The sequence below is a fragment of the Streptomyces verrucosisporus genome, from assembly GCF_017114865.1.
Classification (GTDB): Bacteria; Actinomycetota; Actinomycetes; order Streptomycetales; family Streptomycetaceae; genus Streptomyces; species Streptomyces fenghuangensis.
Genome location: NZ_JADEYH010000029.1, coordinates 1 through 18,218, shown reverse-complemented (window position 1 = coordinate 18,218; position 18,218 = coordinate 1). Strand labels below are relative to the sequence as shown.

Genomic DNA, 18,218 nt, shown 5'->3' with positions numbered 1-18,218 from the left:
GGTCGAAGGGGCTCGGGGAACGGGCGAGCGCGAGTGCAGGACGCGGGGCGGGGAACAGGTGCCGGACAGACCGATCGCGGGCCGCTACGAGCTGCTGGAGCGGCTCGGCAACGGCGGCATGGGGGACGTGTGGCGGGGCTATGACGCGGTCCTTGACCGACCCGTCGCCGTGAAGCGGATCCGGCCGCAGGCCGTCGCCGCCACCCCACGACTGGCCGAGGAGCTGGAGCGGCGCTTCCGCCGCGAGGCGCGGATCACCGCCCGCATCCAGCATCCGGGTGTGCCGCAGGTGTACGACGCCGTCCTCGACAGCACCTACGAGCATCTGTTCCTCGTCATGGAACTGGTGGAGGGCGTCCCCCTCACCCGGTACGTGCACGAGGAGCGGCCCCTGCCGGTCAGCTGGGCGGTGGCGGTGGCCGCGCAGGTCGCCACCGTGCTGTCGTACGCGCACGACGTGCCCGTGGTGCACCGCGACATCAAGCCGTCCAACATCCTGGTCGCGCGGGACGGCACGGTGAAGGTCCTCGACTTCGGCGTCGCGGCGATCCTGCGAACCGACGTCACCAGGCTGACGGCCTCCGGCCGGCCCATCGGCACCCACCGGTACATGTCGCCCGAGCAGGTGCGCGGCACCCGCGTCACCCCGCGCACCGACCTCTACGCCCTGGGCTGCGTGCTCCACGAACTGCTGTGCGGCAAGCCGCTGTTCAGCGCACGCAGCGATTTCGAGCTGATGGACCGGCACGTCCGGGCCACGCCCACCCCGCTGCGGCGGCTGCGGGCCGACGTGCCGGAGGAGCTGGAGGCACTGGTCCTGCACCTGCTCCGCAAGTCCCCGGAGAGCCGGCCGGTGGACGTGCAGGAGGTGTACGAGCGGCTGACGCCCTTCCTGCCGGCCCCCGGTGAGTCCTCCGCCCTGGGGGAGGCCAGGCCGCCCGGTACGCCGGACCCGACCGGGCTCTACCGTCGCCCCTACGCGCCCCGCGCCCGGGCCGGGAGCCGCCCCCGGACCGCTCAGGACACGGCGGCGCCCGGCCAGGTCGCCGAGTACGTGGTCTCGCCGCCCGAGCGGGAGCGGCTGCGGGCCCAGCTGCGGGAGGTCGACGAGCACTACATCGCCCTCATGGAGGAGGAGCGCTACACGCAGGCCGCCGAGGTCGCGGGCGAGATGATCGAGCCGCTGGCCAGGGCCCTGGGCGCCGAGAACAGGGCCGTCCTGCGGCTGCGGCAGCGCCGGGCGGTCAGCCGGCAGCTGGCGGGCGACCACCGGGCGGCTCTGCCGGAGTTCGAGGCGCTGGCCGAGGCGTACGGCCGTATCAACGGCCCCACCGGCGAGGACGCCCGCGACTGCCGCGCCCAGGCCGCCCGCTGCCGGGGCGAGCTCGGTCAGGTGACCGAGGCCCTGGCGGAGCTGCGCGCCGTCCTGGAGGTGGAGCGGGCCGTCGAGAGCGACGTCAGCGACGTGGCCGTGGAGCTGCGCCGTGACATCGGCATGCTGCTGCTGAGCCAGGGCGACCCGCGGGGGGCCCGGGCAGCTCTGAAGGCCCTTTACGAGGACGTCGTGCTCGTCCACGGGCCGGGCCACGAGGTGGCCGTCGAGGCCGCCGAGATCCTGGCCATGCTCCGCCGGGAACTCGACGGCGAGTGACCGACGGGGCATGACCGGCACAGCCCAGCCGGGGAGAGCCGGTCGGTGGACGAACACCGAACGGCCTGCGGCCGTGCCGGGGGCGGCCCTAAGATCCCGTCACATGCCGCACCTCGCCCTCGACAAGGCCTTCTGTCAGCAGTTGGAGAAGCTCGAGAAGCATGTCAGAAACGGCGTGTTCGACGCCTGGGAGAAGTTCGAGCGGCTCACCCTCGACCAGCTCTTCAAGGACCCGGGCCTGAAACTGGAATCCCTCAAGGGCGCCAAGGACCGGCAGATCCGGACCATCCGGATCACCCAGGGATACCGGGGCGTGGTCCTCGCGCCCGAGACCGGGGACACCTTCGTGCTGCTCCGGGTCGGCCGGCACGACGAGGCCACCGAGTGGGCGGCGAAGCAGAAGGCGACCATCAACGCCGTCACCGGCGCGGTGGAGCTCCGCGAGATAGCCACCCTGGAGGAGCTGACACCCGCCTACGAGCGCGTCGCGCCCGCCGAGGAGCGGCGGCTCTTCGCGAAGGTCTCCGACGGGGAGATGGCGGCGCTCGGCATCGACGCCACCACCCTCGCGCAGGCACGCGTGCTGACCAGTCTGGAACAGCTCGACGTTTTCGGCCGGTTCTTCCCACCGGACCAGTACAGGGTGCTGGAGCACCTGGCCCTCGGTGCGAGCGTCGAGCAGACGTGGCAGGAGGTCGTCGTGCCGGTGCTGGCCGACGCGGCCTCCCAGGAGCCCGTCGACACCACCGACTACGCGACCGCCATCGCGCACACCCGCACCCGGATCGCCGTCGTCACGGACGCCGACGAACTGCGCGACATCCTCGACAAGCCGTTCGCGGCCTGGCGGATCTTCCTGCACCCCGCCCAGCACAAGGTCGCCTACCGCCCGTCGTACTCCGGCCCCGCACAGATCACGGGTGGGCCCGGCACCGGGAAGTCCGTCGTCGCCCTCCACCGGGTGCGGCATCTGCTGCGGCACCTGCGCGACGGCGACCGCATCCTGCTCACCACCTTCACCAACGCCCTCGTGGACTCCCTCACCGAAGGGCTCGGCCTGCTCGTCGACGATCCGGACCTGCGCGACCGGGTCGACGTCATGACCGTCGACGCCTTCGCCGGACGCGTGGTCAACACCTCGCGCCGGCCGATCACCGGGTACGAGGAGAGCGCCCGGTGGGAACGGGCCGCGGAGGCCACCGGCTTCACCGGCACCCCGCAGTTCCTCGCCCAGGAGTACAAGCACGTCGTCCTCGCCCATGACATCCGCGACCAGGAGGGGTACGAACGCTGCGAGCGCCGGGGCCGCGGCAGCGCGCTGCCCGCCTCCGCGCGGCCGCTGGTGTGGCGGACGGTGGAGGAGTTCACACGGCGCCTGGACGAGGACGGGCTGCGCACCTATCTCGGCACCTGCGTGGAGGCCGCCGACCTGCTGGCCGGGCAGGGGCCGTGCTACCGGCACATCGTCGTCGACGAGGCCCAGGACCTCCACCCGGCCCAGTGGCGAATGCTCCGCGCGGCCGCGCCCCGGCGCCCCGACGCCCTGTTCATCGCGGGCGACCCGCACCAGCGGATCTACGACAACAAGGTGTCGCTGAAGTCCCTCGGCATCAACATCACCGGCCGTTCGGCCAAGCTGCGCAAGAACTACCGCTCCACCCAGGAGATCCTCAGCTGGGCGACGGGGATCCTGCTCGGCCGCCCCTACGCCGAACTGGCCGACAGCGGACGGCACGACACCCTGGTCGGGTACAGCTCCGCCCTGCACGGCTCCGGGCCGCGCGTCCACACGGCCCAGACTGAGGAGGCCGAACTCGACGCCCTGGTCGAGCAGGTGCGTGTGTGGGTGGACGGCGGCGCCGTGTACGGGGAGATCGGGGTCTGCGGGCGGTTCAACAAGACCTGCGAGAAGGTCCGGGACCGCCTGGTCGCGGCGGGCGTCCCCGCCAGCCGGGTCCGCGCGGGAGCCGCCCGCACCGATGACGCGGTCAACGTGGGCACCATGCACACCTTCAAGGGGCTCGAGTACCGCTACACCGCCGTCGTCGGCGTCAACGACCTTGCCCTGCCGAACCCTTCGGCCATCACCCCGGAGGAGGTCGACCGGCTCCAGCACGAGGCCGACCTCGCCGCGGAACGCTGCCTGCTGTTCGTCGCCTGCACCCGGGCCCGGGACGGCCTGTACGTCTCGTGGACCGGGCGGCCGAGCCCGTTCCTGGTGGAGGCCGGCTGCGAGGCCGGGTAGTCGGCACGGCCTGCTCGCCGTCTCCGAGGCGAGCACACACGAGCAAGTCAAGGCCGTTTGACGAAGCTTTCACCGCGTGAAAAGGTGTAGCCGCTTCGGCTCGCGAAGGGCGGTGCGGCGAAGAACGTCGCGGCGCGAAGGGGTGGGCGGGCGGTGGCGAGGGGCGCGGCTTCGACAGCCCACGGTCTTGCCGGGGGCACCGGCGACCGGAATCCCTCTCCCTGCCCGCAGCGGTGCGAGGCGCCCTCGGTGGGGCGCCTCGCGGAAGGGGTGTGTGATGGCCGACGAGAAGACTCCCGACGAAGAGGGGAAGGCCTCCGTCGAGGGAGCGGCTGAGGGAATGGCCGAGAAGACCGGGCGGTGGGCCGCCGAACTCGCGGAGAGGGTCATGGTGAAGGGCGCGGGACCGGTCACCGGGTCGGTGACCTGGGCCGAGGACCGCCTCTCACGCCGACAGGGCGCCGACTACAGAGCGCCCGGCGACGAGGAGCGCCGCTCCCCCGAGGACATGAAGGACGACATCGACGCGGTCATCGCCCGCCTCATCAAGGAGTCCGTGGCAGCGGCCGGGACGCAGGGGTTCGTCACCGGACTCGGGGGGCTCCTCACCGCGGGCGTGACGATCCCCGCGAACGTGGCCGCCTCCATCGCCGTCAACATGCGGATGGTCGGTGCCATCGCACACCTTCGGGGCTGGGACGTTCACGACCCGCACGGGCGGACCGTCGCGATGATGCTCGCGATCGGGATGAGCGCGCAGAACGTCCTGGCGGCCTTCGGGGTGAAGGTCAGCCAGAAGTTCGGCGAGCAGATGATCAAAAAGATCCCGATGACGGTGATCCATGCCATCAACAAGAAGGCCGGGTTCCACCTCGTCGCGAAGTACGGAACCAAGCGCGCCGCGATCACGCTCGCCAAGGGGATCCCGATCCTGGGAGGCATCGTCGGAGGCGCTGTGGACGCGGGATCGACCGCCGTCATCGGACGGACCGCGGACAAGGCCCTGCGCGGCGACACCCTGCAGGTCGAGCCCGAGGACAAGGACGAAAACGGGGACAGGGAAACGAAGTAACGAACCGGGCGGTCGCCGCTCACCGCTCCCCCAGCGCGTACTCCGCCCAGACGGTCTTGCCCGGCCCGTCCCGGCGCGGGGGCCAGTCCCAGCGCGCGGCCAGCTCCGACACCAGGAGCAGGCCCCGGCCCGATTCCCCCGGGTGCTCGGCGTCCGGGGCGGCGGGGCGCACCGGCAGGCGTTCGGCGCGGGTGTCGGTGACCTCGACGCGCACGCACCGGCCGCCGGCCGGTGCGTGCAGGCGGAGGTGGAAGTCCCGGCCGGGTACGTGCCCGTGCCGTACGGCGTTCGCGGTGAGCTCCGCGGCGATCAGCACGATCTCGTCGTGCGCGGTGGTGCCGTACGGGATCCCCCAGGCGTCGAGGCGGACGGCGACCAGGTGCCGGGCGAGACGGGCCCCTCTGGGCGTGGAGGTGAAGCGCATCCCGAAGACGCGCCCGCCGGGGCCGGTGAGTCGGGTGGGACGGGTGGTGTCAACGGGGCTGCCGGGCTTGCTCGTCATGGCCACCACGGTCCCCGTGGTGGCGCGGCGCGACCAGTGGTGACGCGGCTCGCGGGCCGCTTGTACGCGCGGTACGCGTGCGAGTACGAGCCATGCGGCGTGACCGCCTCCCGGGTAGGCGCGTTGGCCCGGTGAGGTGATGTTCGATGACGGAGCGTACGGACGGGGAGACCGCCCCGAGTGGTGGGGCGGTCGTGAACTTCGGTGACGGCTGGGAAGGCGACGACGGGCCCGGGCGGCGGCCGGAGGACGAGAGCGGGCGAGGTGTCGTCACCGCGTTCGGGCGGACCATGAAGGCCCTGCGGTCGCGGCAGGGGCTGGAGCGCGAGGAGTTCGGCAAACGGATCGGGTACTCGGCCTCGACGGTCGCCTCGTTCGAGCAGGGACGGAGGATTCCATCACCCCGGACGATCGAGCGGGCGGACGAGGTACTGGGCGCCGACGGGCTGCTGGCTCTGTGGAAGGAGGAGGTGGAGCGGGCCCAGTACCCGCTCTTCTTCCAGGGGATGGCGGCGCTGGAGAAGGAGGCCATCGAGCTGGTCATGTACGACACGCTCGTGGTCAACGGCCTGCTCCAGACCGAGGAGTACATGCGTGCGCTGCTCGGTATGAGGCGCCCGCCGCTGGACCCGGAGACCATCGAACTGCGCGTCGCCGCACGGCTGGCCCGCCAGGAACTCCTGGACCGGCGGCCCGCGCCGCTGCTCAGTTTCGTGATGGACGAGCCGGTGCTGCGACGCCCGTACGGTGGGAAGGACGTGCTGCGCGGACAATTGGAGCACCTGCTCACGGTCGGCCAGAAGCGGAACGTCGAACTTCAGGTCATGCCACTCGGCTGCGAGGACAACGCGGGCGTGAACGGGCCGTTCACGGTCGTCACACGCAAGGACGGCAAGAAGTTCCTGTACGCCGAGGCGCAGGGAATCGGCTCTCTTCAGACTGACCCGGAACAGGCGGTTCTCGCACACGCGCGCTATGGGATCATCCGGTCTCAGGCTCTCAGTCCGCGAGAGTCGCTGGAGTTCATCGAAGGGGTGCTGGGATCACTATGACCAACACTGAGTCCTCGACCGTCGCCTCCGGCCTCGTCTGGTTCAAGAGCAGCTACAGCGGGACCGAGGGCGGTCAGTGCGTGGAGGTCGCGGCCGGCACGGCCGCCGTGCACGTCCGGGACTCCAAGGCCGCTGCCGGGCCGGTCCTCACGGTGTCGCGCGAGGCCTGGACGGAGTTCGTCGGGCTGGCCTCCCCGCAGCGGGACGTCTGACACCCGACAGGCCGTCGGAGCCCTGCCGCCCCTCCCCGGACGGCAGGGCTCCGGCGTGCACCGCCGGGCTTCCGGCCGGCTTGCTCACAGACGCGGCGAGTTCATCTCCTTCAGCGCCGCGTCGGCGGCTTGAACCACCAGCGGCCAGCTCGGCGAAGCCAGATATGCGGCATCCGGCGCGTCACCGAGGTCTTGGAGCAGCGGTTCCAGGAGGGAGGAGAGGCGCTGCATGGCTTCGACCTCTTCCCGGGACCCGAGAACTTCTCCGAAGGCCGCCTGCGGGTTCTCCAGGACGTGGATGTCGTCGAAGAGGACACTGACCACAAGCGACAGGTCGTCCCCGAAATCATCCGACAGCGGCTCTCCGTCGACCCACACCCGCCGCTGGTGCTCGGCGTCGGCGAGGGACCTCAGAGCCGCCGTCACCTGTAAGCGCGCGCCGGGAAACTCCACACCTTCGTCGCCCACTTCGATCAGTCCTCCAGGGGGTGAGCGCCGCCGAGCCCGGTGTGCCCGTGAAAGCGAGAACCCCGCCGCCTCGACGAGGCTGCGGGGTTCTGTGCTGTGTCCGAGGGGGGACTTGAACCCCCACGCCCGATAAAGGGCACTAGCACCTCAAGCTAGCGCGTCTGCCATTCCGCCACCCGGACCGGTGTGCGACCAGCGGCCTTCCGGCCGCGGCGACGGGGAACACCATACCAAGTTTTCGCGGTGCCTCTCACATGCATAAGCCGTGGTCCGGTGGGGTGCTGGGCGACCGGGGCCGGGCCGGTTCGGGGGCAGGCCGGGGCCGGTTCAGAGGTGGACCGGGCTGCCGGTCAGGTGCCGGGCGGGCCGTCGGCGGGCGGCTCGGGGTGGAAGGCGGCGACGATCCTGTCGACGGTCTCCTCCAGCGGCGCGGCGCGCGGCAGGGGCGGCGGGCTGCCCGCTACCGCGCGCCCGGCCAGACCGGTGTCGGTGTGCGGCAGGTGGAGGTCGGCCACCGACAGGCCGGTGCGGCGCCGCTCGGCGGCGACCGCCGTCAGCCAGGCGGACAGCGCCGCCTTGGAGGCGCTGTAGGCGGCCATCCTCGGCTGCGGGCGGACGGCGACCACGCCGGTGGTGGCGGCCAGGGTGCCGGGCGGGTGAAGCAGGGGCAGCGCGGCGGACAGCACCGCGATGGGCGCCAGGGTGTTGACGGCGAACAGGTGCTCGGTGACGGCCGCGCCCGTCTCCTCGGCCGGGCCGAAGGCGACCGCGCCGATCGCCACCAGTACGCCGTCCAGGCCGCCCATCGCCTCGGCGGCCAGGCGGGGCAGGGCGGCCATGCCGTCCAGGTCGTAGGCGTCGCAGGGGGCGGAGCCGGCGCCCAGGCGCCGCGCCGCCGACGCCAGCCGCTCCCGGTCCCGTCCGGCGAGGAAGAGCGCGTCGCCCCGGCGGGCCAGGGCGTCGGCGGTGGCGCCGCCGAGGACTCCGGTGGCGCCGACGACCAGCAGGCGCGGGGGCGCGTTCGATGCGTCGGGTACGTCCGGCATGTCCCCATTGTGGGTTCCGCCGCCGGGTCCGGCAGCCCGGCGGCCCCCGCGCCCCCTCGCGCGTACGGAGGGCCGGTCGGCGGGTGAGCGTACGGCACAAGCTGGGCAGCAGCACAATGGGACGGCCGCGGCGGCAGGCGCCGCGGCCGTGAAGCGCCGACCGAGGCAGGGCTGATCTTCCATGGGCCGAGTCACCGAACGCCGCCGCGTCATCCGTCTGCGCGACGGTGCGGTGAGCGAGCGCCCGGACACCCTGGTGGCCGAGGAGCCGCTGGAGATCCGCCTGAACGGCAAGCCGCTGGCGGTCACCATGCGCACGCCCGGCGACGACTTCGCCCTGGCCGCCGGCTTCCTGGTCAGCGAGGGCGTGCTGGGCGGCCCGGAGGAGCTGGCGAACATCGTCTACTGCGCCGGCGCCACCGAGCAGGCCGACGGCACCACGCGCAACAGCTACAACGTCGTCGACGTGCGCCTGGCCCCCGGGGTGACCGTTCCCGACATCACCCTGGAGCGCAACGTCTACACCACCTCCTCGTGCGGGCTGTGCGGCAAGGCCAGCCTGGACGCGGTGCGCACCACCTCCCGCTGGCCCATCACGGGGGATCTCCCCCCGCTGGAGCCGGAGGTGCTGGCCGCGCTGCCCGACCGGCTGCGCGCGGCCCAGCGGGTGTTCGACCGCACCGGCGGCCTGCACGCGGCCGCCCTGTTCTCCCCCGAGGGGGAGTTGCTGGACCTGCGCGAGGACGTCGGCCGCCACAACGCCGTCGACAAGCTCGTCGGACGCGCCCTGACCCAAGGCGAGCTGCCGCTGTCGCGCGCGGTGCTGCTGGTGTCGGGGCGGGCCTCGTTCGAGCTGGCGCAGAAGGCGGTGATGGCCGGGGTGCCCGTGCTGGCGGCCGTCTCCGCGCCGTCCTCCCTGGCCGTCGATCTGGCCGCCGAGACGGGGCTGACCCTGGTCGGCTTCCTGCGGGGGGCGTCGATGAACGTCTACGCCGGCGAGCACCGCGTCGCCCTCGGTGCCCGGCGGGCCTGACGGCGGCGGCACGGGCGGGCGGGTGGGACAGGCCCGGGAACCGGCGCCCCGGCGGCCACGTCCCACCGCACAAGAGGGGATCCGCACGGGAGATCCGGTGGAGAGAACCGGGATGAACGGTGACGGCCCGGCACGGGCGTCCCGAAGTGCCCGTATTTACCCCGCCGGGCCGCATCACCTCCCTTCCCGGGCGTGCCGCGGATCCGATACGGTCACCTCGCTGTGAGTCCCCCATGGCACAGCGCGACGAGGAGCGGCACGTGCGCGAGTTCACCGTCCCGGCCCTGGCGACGGAACCTCAGATCGGAGGGCTGGCCGACGCCGTCTTCGACCGTGCCGACGCCGACCCCCACCAGGTGGTGATGGCGCGCAAGGACGCCTCCGGCACCTGGCGGGACGTGACCGCCGCGGAGTTCCGCGACCAGGTGCTGGCGCTGGCCAAGGGGCTGCTCGCCGAGGGCGTGCGCTTCGGCGACCGGGTGGCGATCATGTCGCGCACCCGCTACGAGTGGACGGTGTTCGACTTCGCCCTGTGGTCCGTCGGCGCCCAGCCGGTGCCGGTCTACCCCACCTCCTCGGCCGAGCAGGTCCACTGGATGCTGCACGACGCGGAGGTGACGGCCGCCGTCGTGGAGCACGAGGACCACGCGATGACCGTCGGCTCGGTCGTCGACCGGCTGCCGCGCCTGAAGCGGCTGTGGCAGCTCGACGCGGACGCCGAGGGGGCCCTGGCCGCCGCCGGGGCGCACCTCCACGCCGACGTGGTGCACCGCCACCGGCTCGCGCTGACCCCGGACACCCCCGCCACCGTCCTGTACACCTCCGGCACCACCGGCCGTCCCAAGGGCTGTGTGCTGACCCACGGCAACTTCATGGCCGAGTGCGACAACATCGTCCGGCGCTACGAGGCCCTCTTCCCCGACGGGGACGGCAAGCAGGCCTCCACCCTGCTCTTCCTCCCCCTCGCGCACGTCTTCGGGCGGATGATCGAGGTCGGGGCGGTGCGCGCGGGCGTCAGGCTCGGCCACCAGCCGGGCATGACCGCCGCCGCCCTCCTGCCCGACCTGGCGGCCTTCCGGCCCACCTTCGTGCTGGCGGTGCCCTACGTCTTCGAGCGGATCTTCCACGCCGCGCGGCGCAGGGCCGAGGCGGAGGGGAGGCTGGAGGTGTTCGACAAGGCGGTGGACGTCGCCGTCCGCTACGCCGAGGCGATGGAGGAGAAGGCCTTCGGGACCGGGCGCGGCCCGGGTGCGGCCCTGCGGATGCAGCACGGCTTCTTCGACAGGACCGTCTACTCCCGGCTGCGCGCCGCCCTCGGCGGCCGCTGCCGGTACGCGATGTCGGGCGGCTCGGCGATGGAGCGGCGCCTGGGACTGTTCTACGACGGCGCCGGCATCCGCGTCTTCGAGGGGTACGGGCTGACGGAGACCACCGCCGCGGCCACCGCCAATCCGCCCGAGCGGACCCGTTTCGGCACCGTCGGCGTCCCCGTCCCGGGCACCACGGTGCACATCGCCGAGGACGGCGAGGTGTGGCTGCGCGGCGGCCAGGTCTTCTCCGGCTACCTGAACAACGCCCGCGCCACCAGCGAGGTGCTGCACAACGGCTGGTTCGCCACCGGCGACCTCGGTTCCCTGGACGAGGACGGCTATCTGACGCTCACCGGCCGGAAGAAGGACGTCCTGGTGACCTCCGGCGGCAAGACCGTCTCGCCGACGCTGCTGGAGGACCGGGTGCGGGCGCACCCGCTGGTGGCGCAGTGCGTCGTGGTCGGCAACGACCGGCCCTACGTCGCCGCGCTGGTCACCCTGGACGAGGACGCCGTGCACCACTGGCTGACCATGCGCAACAAGCCGGACCTGGGCCCGGCGGAGCTGGTGCGCGACCCCGAGCTGGAGGCCGAGGTCAGACGGGCGGTGGTGGCCGCCAACACCCAGGTCTCCCAGGCCGAGTCGATTCGCACCTTCCGGATACTGGGGTCGCGGTTCACCGAGGAGGAGGGGCTGCTCACCCCCTCGCTGAAGCTGCGGCGCAAGGTCGTGGAGAAGACCTACTCGGTCGAGATCGACGCCCTCTACCAGGGCTGAGCGGGGCGGCTGGACCGGGCGGGCCGGGTGGGCCGGGTCCGGAGCCGTACGGCGGGGTGCGGAGGGGTATGGCGGAGTGCGACGGGGTGCGGCGAGGCGGGAATGACAACGCTGCCATGATCGTTGGAGCCCCGGGTACACGTGTCGCCAACCGACTGACAAGGACCGATCGCTCGTGAGCAACGTTCCCAACATCATCCTCAACAACGGCGTCCGGATGCCGCAGCTCGGCTTCGGCGTGTGGCAGGTGCCGGACGAGGAGGCCACCGCCGCCGTCGGGCACGCACTCGCCTCGGGCTACCGCAGCATCGACACGGCCGCGATCTACGAGAACGAGAAAGGCACCGGGAAGGCGATCGCCGAGTCCGGGCTGCCACGCGAAGAGCTCTTCGTGACCACCAAGGTCTGGAACAGCGACCACGGCCGCGACGCCGCGCTGCGCGCCTTCGACGCCTCGCTGGAGCGGCTGGGCCTGGACTACGTCGACCTCTACCTCATCCACTGGCCCGCGCCGGGGCAGGACCGGTACGTCGAGACCTGGAAGGCGCTGGAGGAGATCCACGCCGACGGGCGCGCCAAGGCCATCGGCGTGTCCAACTTCAAGCCCACCCACCTACGGCGGCTGATGGAGGAGACCGAGGTCGTCCCCGCCGTCAACCAGATCGAGCTGCACCCCAACCTCCCGCAGGCCGAGTCCCGCGCCTTCCACGCCGAGCACGGCATCGCCACCGAGGCCTGGTCGCCGCTGGGTCAGGGCAGGGGGCTGCTGGAGGACCCGGTGATCGCCGAGATCGCCCGCAGGCACGGCCGCACCCCCGCCCAGGTGGTGCTGCGCTGGCACCTGCAGACGGGGAACGTGGTGATCCCCAAGTCCGCCACTCCCTCCCGGATCGAGGAGAACATCGACGTCTTCTCCTTCGTCCTGGACGACGACGACATGACGGGCCTGTCCACCCTGGACAACGGCACCCGGCTGGGCCCCGACCCCGACGAGATGGGCTGAGGCGGGACCGGAGCCGGTACGGTACGCGCGCGGCGCGCCCACCGGGGCGCGCCGCGCGTGCGCGTCTCCTGCCCCCTCCCCCGGCGGCGCGGGACGAGGAGAGCGGTCCGCGGGCGGCGGCCGTACCGCCCGGAGATCCGGTCCGACCCGGACCAATCCGCGGCCCCGGCGGCCACGAACACCGGGTGAGGACCGTCTCGCGGGAGGAACACATGCCACACGCGCCACAGCCGGTGAAGGCGCCGCAGGTGCCACGGGCGCCGCACGCCGGAGGTGCGGCCGGGTGAAGGAGACCGTGCGCATCACCGGGCCCGCCGGCGAGCCGGACCCCACCCTGGACGAACTGCTGGTCGAGGTCGCCCGCGGCGACCAGGACGCCTTCGCCTCCGTGTACGACGCGGTGTGCGGCCCCGTGCTGGGGCTGGTGCGCAGCGTGCTGCGCGACCCGGCCCAGTCGGAGGAGGTCGCCCAGGAGGTGCTGGTGGAGGTGTGGCGGACCGCCGCGCGCTTCCGGCCCGACAGGGGCGGCGCCATGGCCTGGGTGATGACCCTCGCCCACCGGCGGGCCGTGGACCGGGTGCGCTCCGCGCAGGCCGCCTCCGACCGCGAGTACCGGGCCGCGCTGCTGGACCACACCCCGGCGTTCGACTCCGTCACCGAGCAGGTCGAGGCCCGGCTGGAGCGCGAGCAGGTGCGCCGCTGCATGGGCGGGCTCACCGAGGTGCAGCGCCAGTCGGTGACCCTGGCCTACTACCGGGGGCTGACCTACCGGGAGGTCGCCGAACTGCTGTCACTGCCGCTGGGCACCGCCAAGACGCGGCTGCGCGACGGCCTCATCCGACTCCGCGACTGCCTGGGGGTGGCCTCGTGAGCGTCGCCGACCTGCACACCCTGACCGGCGCCTACGCCGTCGACGCGCTGGACGGGCCCGAGCGCGAGGACTTCGAGCGGCACCTGGCCGTCTGCGCCCCGTGCCGCGATGAGGTCCGGGAGCTGACCGCGACCGCCGCCCGGCTGGGGCCGGCGGCCTCGGCCGCGCCGCCGCCCGGCATGCGCGAGGAGGTCCTGCGCCGTGTCGCGACGGTGCGCCAGGAGCCGCCCCGCGCCCGGCCGCCGGCCGGCTTCCCGGGCTCCCCCGTCTCCCCCGCCAGCACGGTCGGCGGGGCCGGGCGGCCGCGGCGGCGGACGCGTCTGGTGCTCGCCGCCTGCCTGGCCTCCGCCGTGGCCCTGGGCGGGGTCGCGGCGTGGCAGTACGACCGGGCCCGCGACGCCCGGCAGTCGGCCGAGCAGGCCCAGCGGCGGGCGGACGAGCTGACCGGGCTGCTGGCCGCGCCGGACGCGCGGATCGCCGCCGGTGAGCTGCCCGGCGGGGGGAGCGCCACCGTGGTGGTCTCCCGCAGCCGCGACCGGGCCGCGTTCCTGGCCGCGCGGCTGCCCGAGCCGCCCGCCGGCAAGGTCTACCAGCTGTGGTTCGACGACGAGGGCGCCATGCGGCCGGCCGGTGTGGTGGACGCCTCGGGCGGACGGGCGGCGGTCATGATGGACGGGCCCGTCGCGGGCGCGGACGGCATGGGCGTGACCGTGGAGCCGGAGGGCGGCTCGGCGCAGCCCACCTCCGAGCCGCTGGCGGTGATGGAGTTCCCGGCCGCGTGAGGGCGGGGAGGCGGCGAGGTGAGGAGGCGGGAAGGCGAGGAGGCGGAGATGAGCGTGTCGGTGGTGCTGTTCACCGGTGACCTGCGGCTGCACGACCACCCGCCGCTGCGCGCCGCCCTGGCCGGGGCGGACGAGGTGGTGCCGCTGTTCGTGATGGACTCCGGCATCCGGGCGGCGGGCTTCGGCACGCCCAACCGCCTGGCGTTCCTGGCCGACTGCCTGGCCGACCTCGACGGGCGGCTGCGCGAGCGCGGCGGGCGCCTGGTGGTGCGCGGCGGCGCGGTGGCCCGGGAGGTGCGCCGGGTGGTCGAGGAGACCGGGGCCGGCTGTGTGCACCTGTCGGCCGGGAGCAGCCGCTACGCGCGGCGGCGCGAGGAGGACCTGCGCCGCGTCCTGGCCGGCACGGGGTGCGCGCTGGAGGTCCACGACGCGGTCACCACCGTCCTCGCGCCCGGTGCGGTGACCCCCACGGGGCGCGGCCGGGACCACTTCGCGGTGTTCACCCCGTATCTGCGGCGCTGGACGGCTGCGGGGGCGCGCGCCCCGCTGGCCGCGCCCCGGTCCGTTCCCGTGCCCGCCGGCGTGCGCGGCGAGGAGGTGCCCTCCCGGGCCCGCGTGGAAGGCGTCTCGCCGGGGCTGGCGGCGGGCGGCGAGAGCGAGGCCCGCAGGCGGCTTTCCCGCTGGTCGGCCCGGAGGCTGGACTCCTACGCGGAGCTGGGCGACGACCTGGCGGCGGACGCCACCTCCCGGCTCTCGCCCCATCTCCACTTCGGCTGCCTGTCGCCCGCGGAGGTGGTGCACCGGGCCCGGCGGCGCGGCGGCGCGGGCGCGGACGCCTTCGTACGGCAGCTGGCCTGGCGGGACTTCCACCACCAGGTGCTGGCCGCGCGGCCCGACGCCGCCGTGCGCGACTACCGGCCGCACGGCGACCGCTGGCACGACGACGAGCGGGAGGTCGCCGCCTGGCGCGAGGGCCGCACCGGCTTCCCCCTCGTGGACGCCGCCATGCGGCAGTTGCGGCACGAGGGCTGGATGCCGGGGCGGGGACGGCTGCTGGCCGGGAGCTTCCTGGCCAAGACGCTCTACGCGGACTGGCGGGTGGGCGCGGCCCACTTCCTGGACCTGCTGGTGGACGGCGACATCGCCGCCAACCAGCTCAACTGGCAGTGGGTGGCCGGCACCGGCAACGACACCCGCCCGGGCCGAGTCCTCAACCCCCTTTCCCAGGCGCGGCGTTTCGATCCGAGGGGCGACTACGTGCGCCGCTGGGTGCCCGAACTGGCCGGAGTCGAGGGCGCGGCCGTCCACACGCCCTGGACGCTGCCCGCACCGGAGCGTGCCCGCACGGGCTACCCACCGCCGATCGTGGATCCGGCCGACACCGCCTCCCGCTTCAGGCGGGCCCGCGGGCTGAGCTGATCCCGGACTCAACGGCCGCTCAGGAGAGGGCGCCTGACCAGGCGTCCGGTCCGGCCTCCGGTCAGGAGGGCGGCTGGGCGGCGTGTCGGCCCGGAGTCGGCGGCGCGGGCGTACTGCCCTCGGTGGCGGGTGCGGCCGCCGGAGCGGTGGCCCTGTACCTGCTGGCCGGAAGCCTGGCCCCGCCCGGGGACGCACAGACCGCCGGTGGCGGCGCACCCGAGGAAGGACCGGAGCCCGGGACGAGCGGCGATCGCACCCCGTTCGACCGGCGCGGGTTCGTCCTCGCCGCCACCGGCACCGCCGCCGCCACCGCCGGCTCCGGGCTGCTCGCCCGCGCCCTGACCACGTCGGGTACCGCCCGGGCCGCCGCCTCCCGCGAATCGGTGGCCCTGCCCGCCCCGGCCTCCAAGGCCCCGCCGGTGCCGCCCGGCGCGGACCTTCGGCTGCCCGGCATGAAGCCCTTCCTCACCCCCAACGAGGCCTTCTACCGCGTGGACACCGCACTGACCGTCCCCCGCCTCGACGCCGGAGCATGGCGGCTGCGCCTGCACGGCCTCGGGGTGGCCCGCCCGCTGGCCCTGGACTTCCGCGAGCTGCTGGAACGCCCGCTCGTCGAGCGCGACATCACCCTCACCTGCGTGTCCAACCAGGTCGGCGGCCCCTACGTCGGCACCGCCCGATGGCTGGGCGTGCCCCTGGCCGGGCTGCTGCGCGAGGCCGGGGTCAGGCCGCCCTCCCGGGGCGGCCTGCTGACCAGCTGGTGTCCCGCTCGGTGGACGGCATGACGCTGGGCACCCCGGTGGAGACGGTCATGGACGGCCGGGACGCGCTGCTGGCGGTCGGGATGAACGGCGAGCCGCTCCCCTTCGACCACGGCTTCCCCGTGCGCATGGTGGTGCCCGGCCTGTACGGCTACGTCTCGGCCTGCAAGTGGCTGACGGAGCTGGAACTGACCACCTTCGACGCCTACGACGCGTACTGGGTCCGCCGCGACTGGGCGGCCAGGGCACCGGTCAAGACCCAGTCGCGCATCGACACCCCCAAGCCCCTCGCCTCCCTGAAGGCGGGGACCGTGGCCGTCGGCGGCGTGGCCTGGGCCCAGCACACCGGGATCGACCGCGTCGAGGTGCGCGTCGACGACGGGCCCTGGCGCTCCGCCCGCCTGGCCTCGGAGGACAGCGCGGACACCTGGCGCCAGTGGACGTGGCGGTGGAACGCCACGCCCGGCTCGCACCGGCTGGAGGTCCGCGCCACCGACCGCGGCGGGCGCGTGCAGACCGCTGAGCGCGCCGGGACCCTTCCCGACGGCGCGACCGGACGGCACTCGGTGGTGGTCGACGTGACCTGACCCACCGCCGCGCCGCCGCGCCGCCGCGCGCCCCCGAGACCGGCCGAGTCCGTCCGGCCGGAGCGCCCGAACCAGTCCGTCCGAACCGACCAGCCCGAACGAACCGACCAGCCCGAACGAAGCCACCCGAACGGGGCCGTCCGGCCCGCGTAACCGAACCGACAGGAGAGCCACACCACATGAGCGCCATCCGTACCCGCCGCATCCGCCGCATCGCCCTCGCCGTCACCGCCGCGGTGGCCCTGCCGCTGTCGGTGACCGCCTGCTCCTCCGAGGACGGCGGCGACGGCGCGGCCGGCTCGCGGTCCGCCTCGCCGGCCGGGTCCATGCCCGCCGACGGGGCGCGGGAGGAGTCCGAGGACATGGCCGCGACCGACACCTCCAAGCCGTTCGGCCCCGGCTGCCAGGCCGTCCCCGAGGACGGCGAGGGCAGCTTCGACGGCATGGCCGACGACCCGGTGGCCACCGCCGCGTCCAACAACCCCGCACTGTCCACCCTGGTGAGCGCGGTGCGGAAGGCCGGTCTGGTCGACACCCTCAACAGTGCCGAGAACATCACGGTGTTCGCGCCCACCGACGACGCCTTCGCCAAGATCCCGGAGAAGGACCTCAACGCCGTCCTGGAGGACGGCTCCTACCCGACGCTGCTGGAGAAGAAGTAACTGACCGTCTCCGGCTCCGGGGGCTCCTACACGGTCAACGACGACTCCGAGGTGGTCTGCGGCAACGTGCCGACCGCCAACGCGACCGTCTACATCGTCGACACCGTGCTGATGCCCAAGTGACCTTCTGAGAAAGGGGCCCGGTCCACGATCCCAGTGGCCCCCGCCGCGTACCGGCACGGGGGTCACCGGTCCCGTGCCGCCCCGCGCGCCGCTCCCTCTCCCGGCGCGCGGGGCGGCCTTTTCCGCTGCCGTGAATCCACAGCCGTGAATCCACAGCCCAGGACCGGTGCCGCCCCTGTGATCACGCGTGAAGGTCTCGTGCCTGCTTCCCTCTGGTGTCCGATATGCGACACCCGCATACCGCGAAACGTCTAGCTTGACAGGCGCACGCCACCCTCATGGAACACGGGCGTGCCGTTCACCCCAACCCTCTTCCCCCCCCCACAACAGAGGAGAACGAATGCGCCACAGCCGTGGTATCACGACCGGTGCGGCACTGGCCGCCACCGCACTCGCCCTGACCGCCCTGCCCTCCCTCGCCGGCGCGGTCACGTCGTCCCCCACCGACGCCCCCGCCAGGACCGCCGCCGGGACCGCCCTCACCGCCGACGCCCTCCGCGCCGCCGAGGAGATGCCCGCAGGCGCTCTGAAGGCCATGCAGCGCGACTTCGGCATAACCGCCGAGCAGGCCCGCGAGCGCGTCGCGAACGAGCACCGCGCCGGCGAGATCGCCCCCGCGCTCGCCGAGGACCTCGCCGACAG

Annotated in this window: 14 protein-coding genes, 1 tRNA gene and 3 pseudogenes; 14 read left to right on the top strand and 4 right to left on the bottom strand. The window is 73.6% G+C overall.

The genetic code is table 11. The features are described 5' to 3' along the window. Window positions 1-58: 58 nt before the first annotated feature. The 3 genes from IQ279_RS23535 to IQ279_RS23525 all read left to right on the top strand — a co-directional run bounded on the left by IQ279_RS23535 (window position 59) and on the right by IQ279_RS23525 (window position 4,968). Window positions 59-1,651, top strand: a complete 1,593-nt coding sequence (locus IQ279_RS23535) for a serine/threonine-protein kinase (protein ID WP_206351203.1) — start codon at window positions 59-61, stop codon at window positions 1,649-1,651. 103 nt (window positions 1,652-1,754) lie between these two features. Further along, complete coding sequence (locus IQ279_RS23530) at window positions 1,755-3,896, top strand: UvrD-helicase domain-containing protein (protein WP_206351202.1); 2,142 nt, start codon at window positions 1,755-1,757, stop codon at window positions 3,894-3,896. A 277-nt stretch (window positions 3,897-4,173) separates the two neighbouring features. Beyond that, window positions 4,174-4,968 (top strand): EcsC family protein, encoded by a 795-nt coding sequence (locus tag IQ279_RS23525; protein WP_206351201.1) that lies wholly within the window; start codon window positions 4,174-4,176, stop codon window positions 4,966-4,968. 19 nt (window positions 4,969-4,987) lie between these two features. Here IQ279_RS23525 and IQ279_RS23520 read toward each other — a convergent pair whose 3' ends face one another. Continuing rightward, a complete protein-coding gene (locus IQ279_RS23520; RefSeq protein ID WP_206351200.1) occupies window positions 4,988-5,470 on the bottom strand; it encodes an ATP-binding protein in 483 nt (160 codons plus the stop codon). A gap of 146 nt (window positions 5,471-5,616) precedes the next feature. Between IQ279_RS23520 and IQ279_RS23515 the strand changes: the two genes are divergently transcribed. Together IQ279_RS23515 and IQ279_RS23510 are read left to right on the top strand one after the other, a co-directional pair. Continuing rightward, window positions 5,617-6,522 carry a helix-turn-helix domain-containing protein gene (locus IQ279_RS23515; RefSeq protein WP_206351199.1) on the top strand — a complete coding sequence of 302 codons (906 nt, stop codon included), beginning with the start codon at window positions 5,617-5,619 and terminating at the stop codon, window positions 6,520-6,522. Next, entirely contained in the window at window positions 6,519-6,734 is a 216-nt protein-coding gene (locus tag IQ279_RS23510; protein ID WP_206351198.1) for a DUF397 domain-containing protein, read from the top strand. The genes IQ279_RS23515 and IQ279_RS23510 overlap by 4 nt, the downstream gene beginning before the upstream one ends. A gap of 84 nt (window positions 6,735-6,818) precedes the next feature. On the opposite strand, the gene IQ279_RS23505 is transcribed toward IQ279_RS23510, so the two are convergent. The 3 genes from IQ279_RS23505 to IQ279_RS23495 form a co-directional block, all read right to left on the bottom strand. Further along, window positions 6,819-7,202 carry an SCO4402 family protein gene (locus tag IQ279_RS23505; RefSeq protein WP_307792501.1) on the bottom strand — a complete coding sequence of 128 codons (384 nt, stop codon included), beginning with the start codon at window positions 7,200-7,202 and terminating at the stop codon, window positions 6,819-6,821. Between the two features lie 97 nt (window positions 7,203-7,299). Then, window positions 7,300-7,384, bottom strand: a tRNA-Leu gene (locus tag IQ279_RS23500). Window positions 7,385-7,552: 168 nt separating this feature from the next. After that, window positions 7,553-8,248 carry an SDR family NAD(P)-dependent oxidoreductase gene (locus IQ279_RS23495; protein ID WP_206351197.1) on the bottom strand — a complete coding sequence of 232 codons (696 nt, stop codon included), beginning with the start codon at window positions 8,246-8,248 and terminating at the stop codon, window positions 7,553-7,555. Between the two features lie 181 nt (window positions 8,249-8,429). On the opposite strand from IQ279_RS23495, the gene fdhD reads away from it, so the two are divergent. The 9 genes and pseudogenes from fdhD to IQ279_RS23450 all read left to right on the top strand — a co-directional run. Next, the gene (fdhD, locus tag IQ279_RS23490; protein ID WP_206351196.1) at window positions 8,430-9,281 is read left to right on the top strand and encodes a formate dehydrogenase accessory sulfurtransferase FdhD; all 852 of its coding nucleotides are present in this window, start codon (window positions 8,430-8,432) and stop codon (window positions 9,279-9,281) included. A 260-nt stretch (window positions 9,282-9,541) separates the two neighbouring features. Then, window positions 9,542-11,368, top strand: a complete 1,827-nt coding sequence (locus IQ279_RS23485; protein ID WP_206351243.1) for an AMP-dependent synthetase/ligase — start codon at window positions 9,542-9,544, stop codon at window positions 11,366-11,368. 175 nt (window positions 11,369-11,543) lie between these two features. Beyond that, window positions 11,544-12,371: an aldo/keto reductase gene (locus IQ279_RS23480; protein WP_307792500.1), complete on the top strand. Its 828-nt coding sequence runs from the start codon at window positions 11,544-11,546 to the stop codon at window positions 12,369-12,371. Window positions 12,372-12,654: 283 nt separating this feature from the next. Further along, on the top strand, window positions 12,655-13,242 hold the full coding sequence (locus IQ279_RS23475; protein WP_206351195.1) for a sigma-70 family RNA polymerase sigma factor: 588 nt from the start codon (window positions 12,655-12,657) through the stop codon (window positions 13,240-13,242). Then, window positions 13,239-14,024, top strand: coding sequence for an anti-sigma factor (locus tag IQ279_RS23470; protein WP_206351194.1), 786 nt, complete (start codon window positions 13,239-13,241; stop codon window positions 14,022-14,024). Before IQ279_RS23475 ends, IQ279_RS23470 begins: the two co-directional genes overlap by 4 nt. A 48-nt stretch (window positions 14,025-14,072) precedes the next feature. After that, entirely contained in the window at window positions 14,073-15,443 is a 1,371-nt protein-coding gene (locus IQ279_RS23465; RefSeq protein WP_206351192.1) for a cryptochrome/photolyase family protein, read from the top strand. Between the two features lie 77 nt (window positions 15,444-15,520). Beyond that, window positions 15,521-16,791 (top strand): annotated as a pseudogene (locus IQ279_RS23460) (molybdopterin-dependent oxidoreductase); the annotation flags it as partial. A 188-nt stretch (window positions 16,792-16,979) separates the two neighbouring features. Continuing rightward, window positions 16,980-17,576, top strand: a pseudogene (locus IQ279_RS23455) (fasciclin domain-containing protein). Window positions 17,577-17,916: 340 nt separating this feature from the next. Beyond that, a pseudogene (locus IQ279_RS23450) lies at window positions 17,917-18,218 on the top strand (S1 family peptidase); the annotation flags it as partial.

Coding starts and splice junctions, on each gene's coding strand:
- IQ279_RS23520 (WP_206351200.1), bottom strand. CDS start 5,470: ATGACGAGCAAGCCCGGCAGCCCCGTTGACACCACCCGTCCCACCCGA.
- IQ279_RS23525 (WP_206351201.1), top strand. CDS start 4,174: ATGGCCGACGAGAAGACTCCCGACGAAGAGGGGAAGGCCTCCGTCGAG.
- IQ279_RS23530 (WP_206351202.1), top strand. CDS start 1,755: ATGCCGCACCTCGCCCTCGACAAGGCCTTCTGTCAGCAGTTGGAGAAG.
- IQ279_RS23510 (WP_206351198.1), top strand. CDS start 6,519: ATGACCAACACTGAGTCCTCGACCGTCGCCTCCGGCCTCGTCTGGTTC.
- IQ279_RS23465 (WP_206351192.1), top strand. CDS start 14,073: ATGAGCGTGTCGGTGGTGCTGTTCACCGGTGACCTGCGGCTGCACGAC.
- IQ279_RS23515 (WP_206351199.1), top strand. CDS start 5,617: ATGACGGAGCGTACGGACGGGGAGACCGCCCCGAGTGGTGGGGCGGTC.
- IQ279_RS23495 (WP_206351197.1), bottom strand. CDS start 8,248: ATGCCGGACGTACCCGACGCATCGAACGCGCCCCCGCGCCTGCTGGTC.
- fdhD (WP_206351196.1), top strand. CDS start 8,430: ATGGGCCGAGTCACCGAACGCCGCCGCGTCATCCGTCTGCGCGACGGT.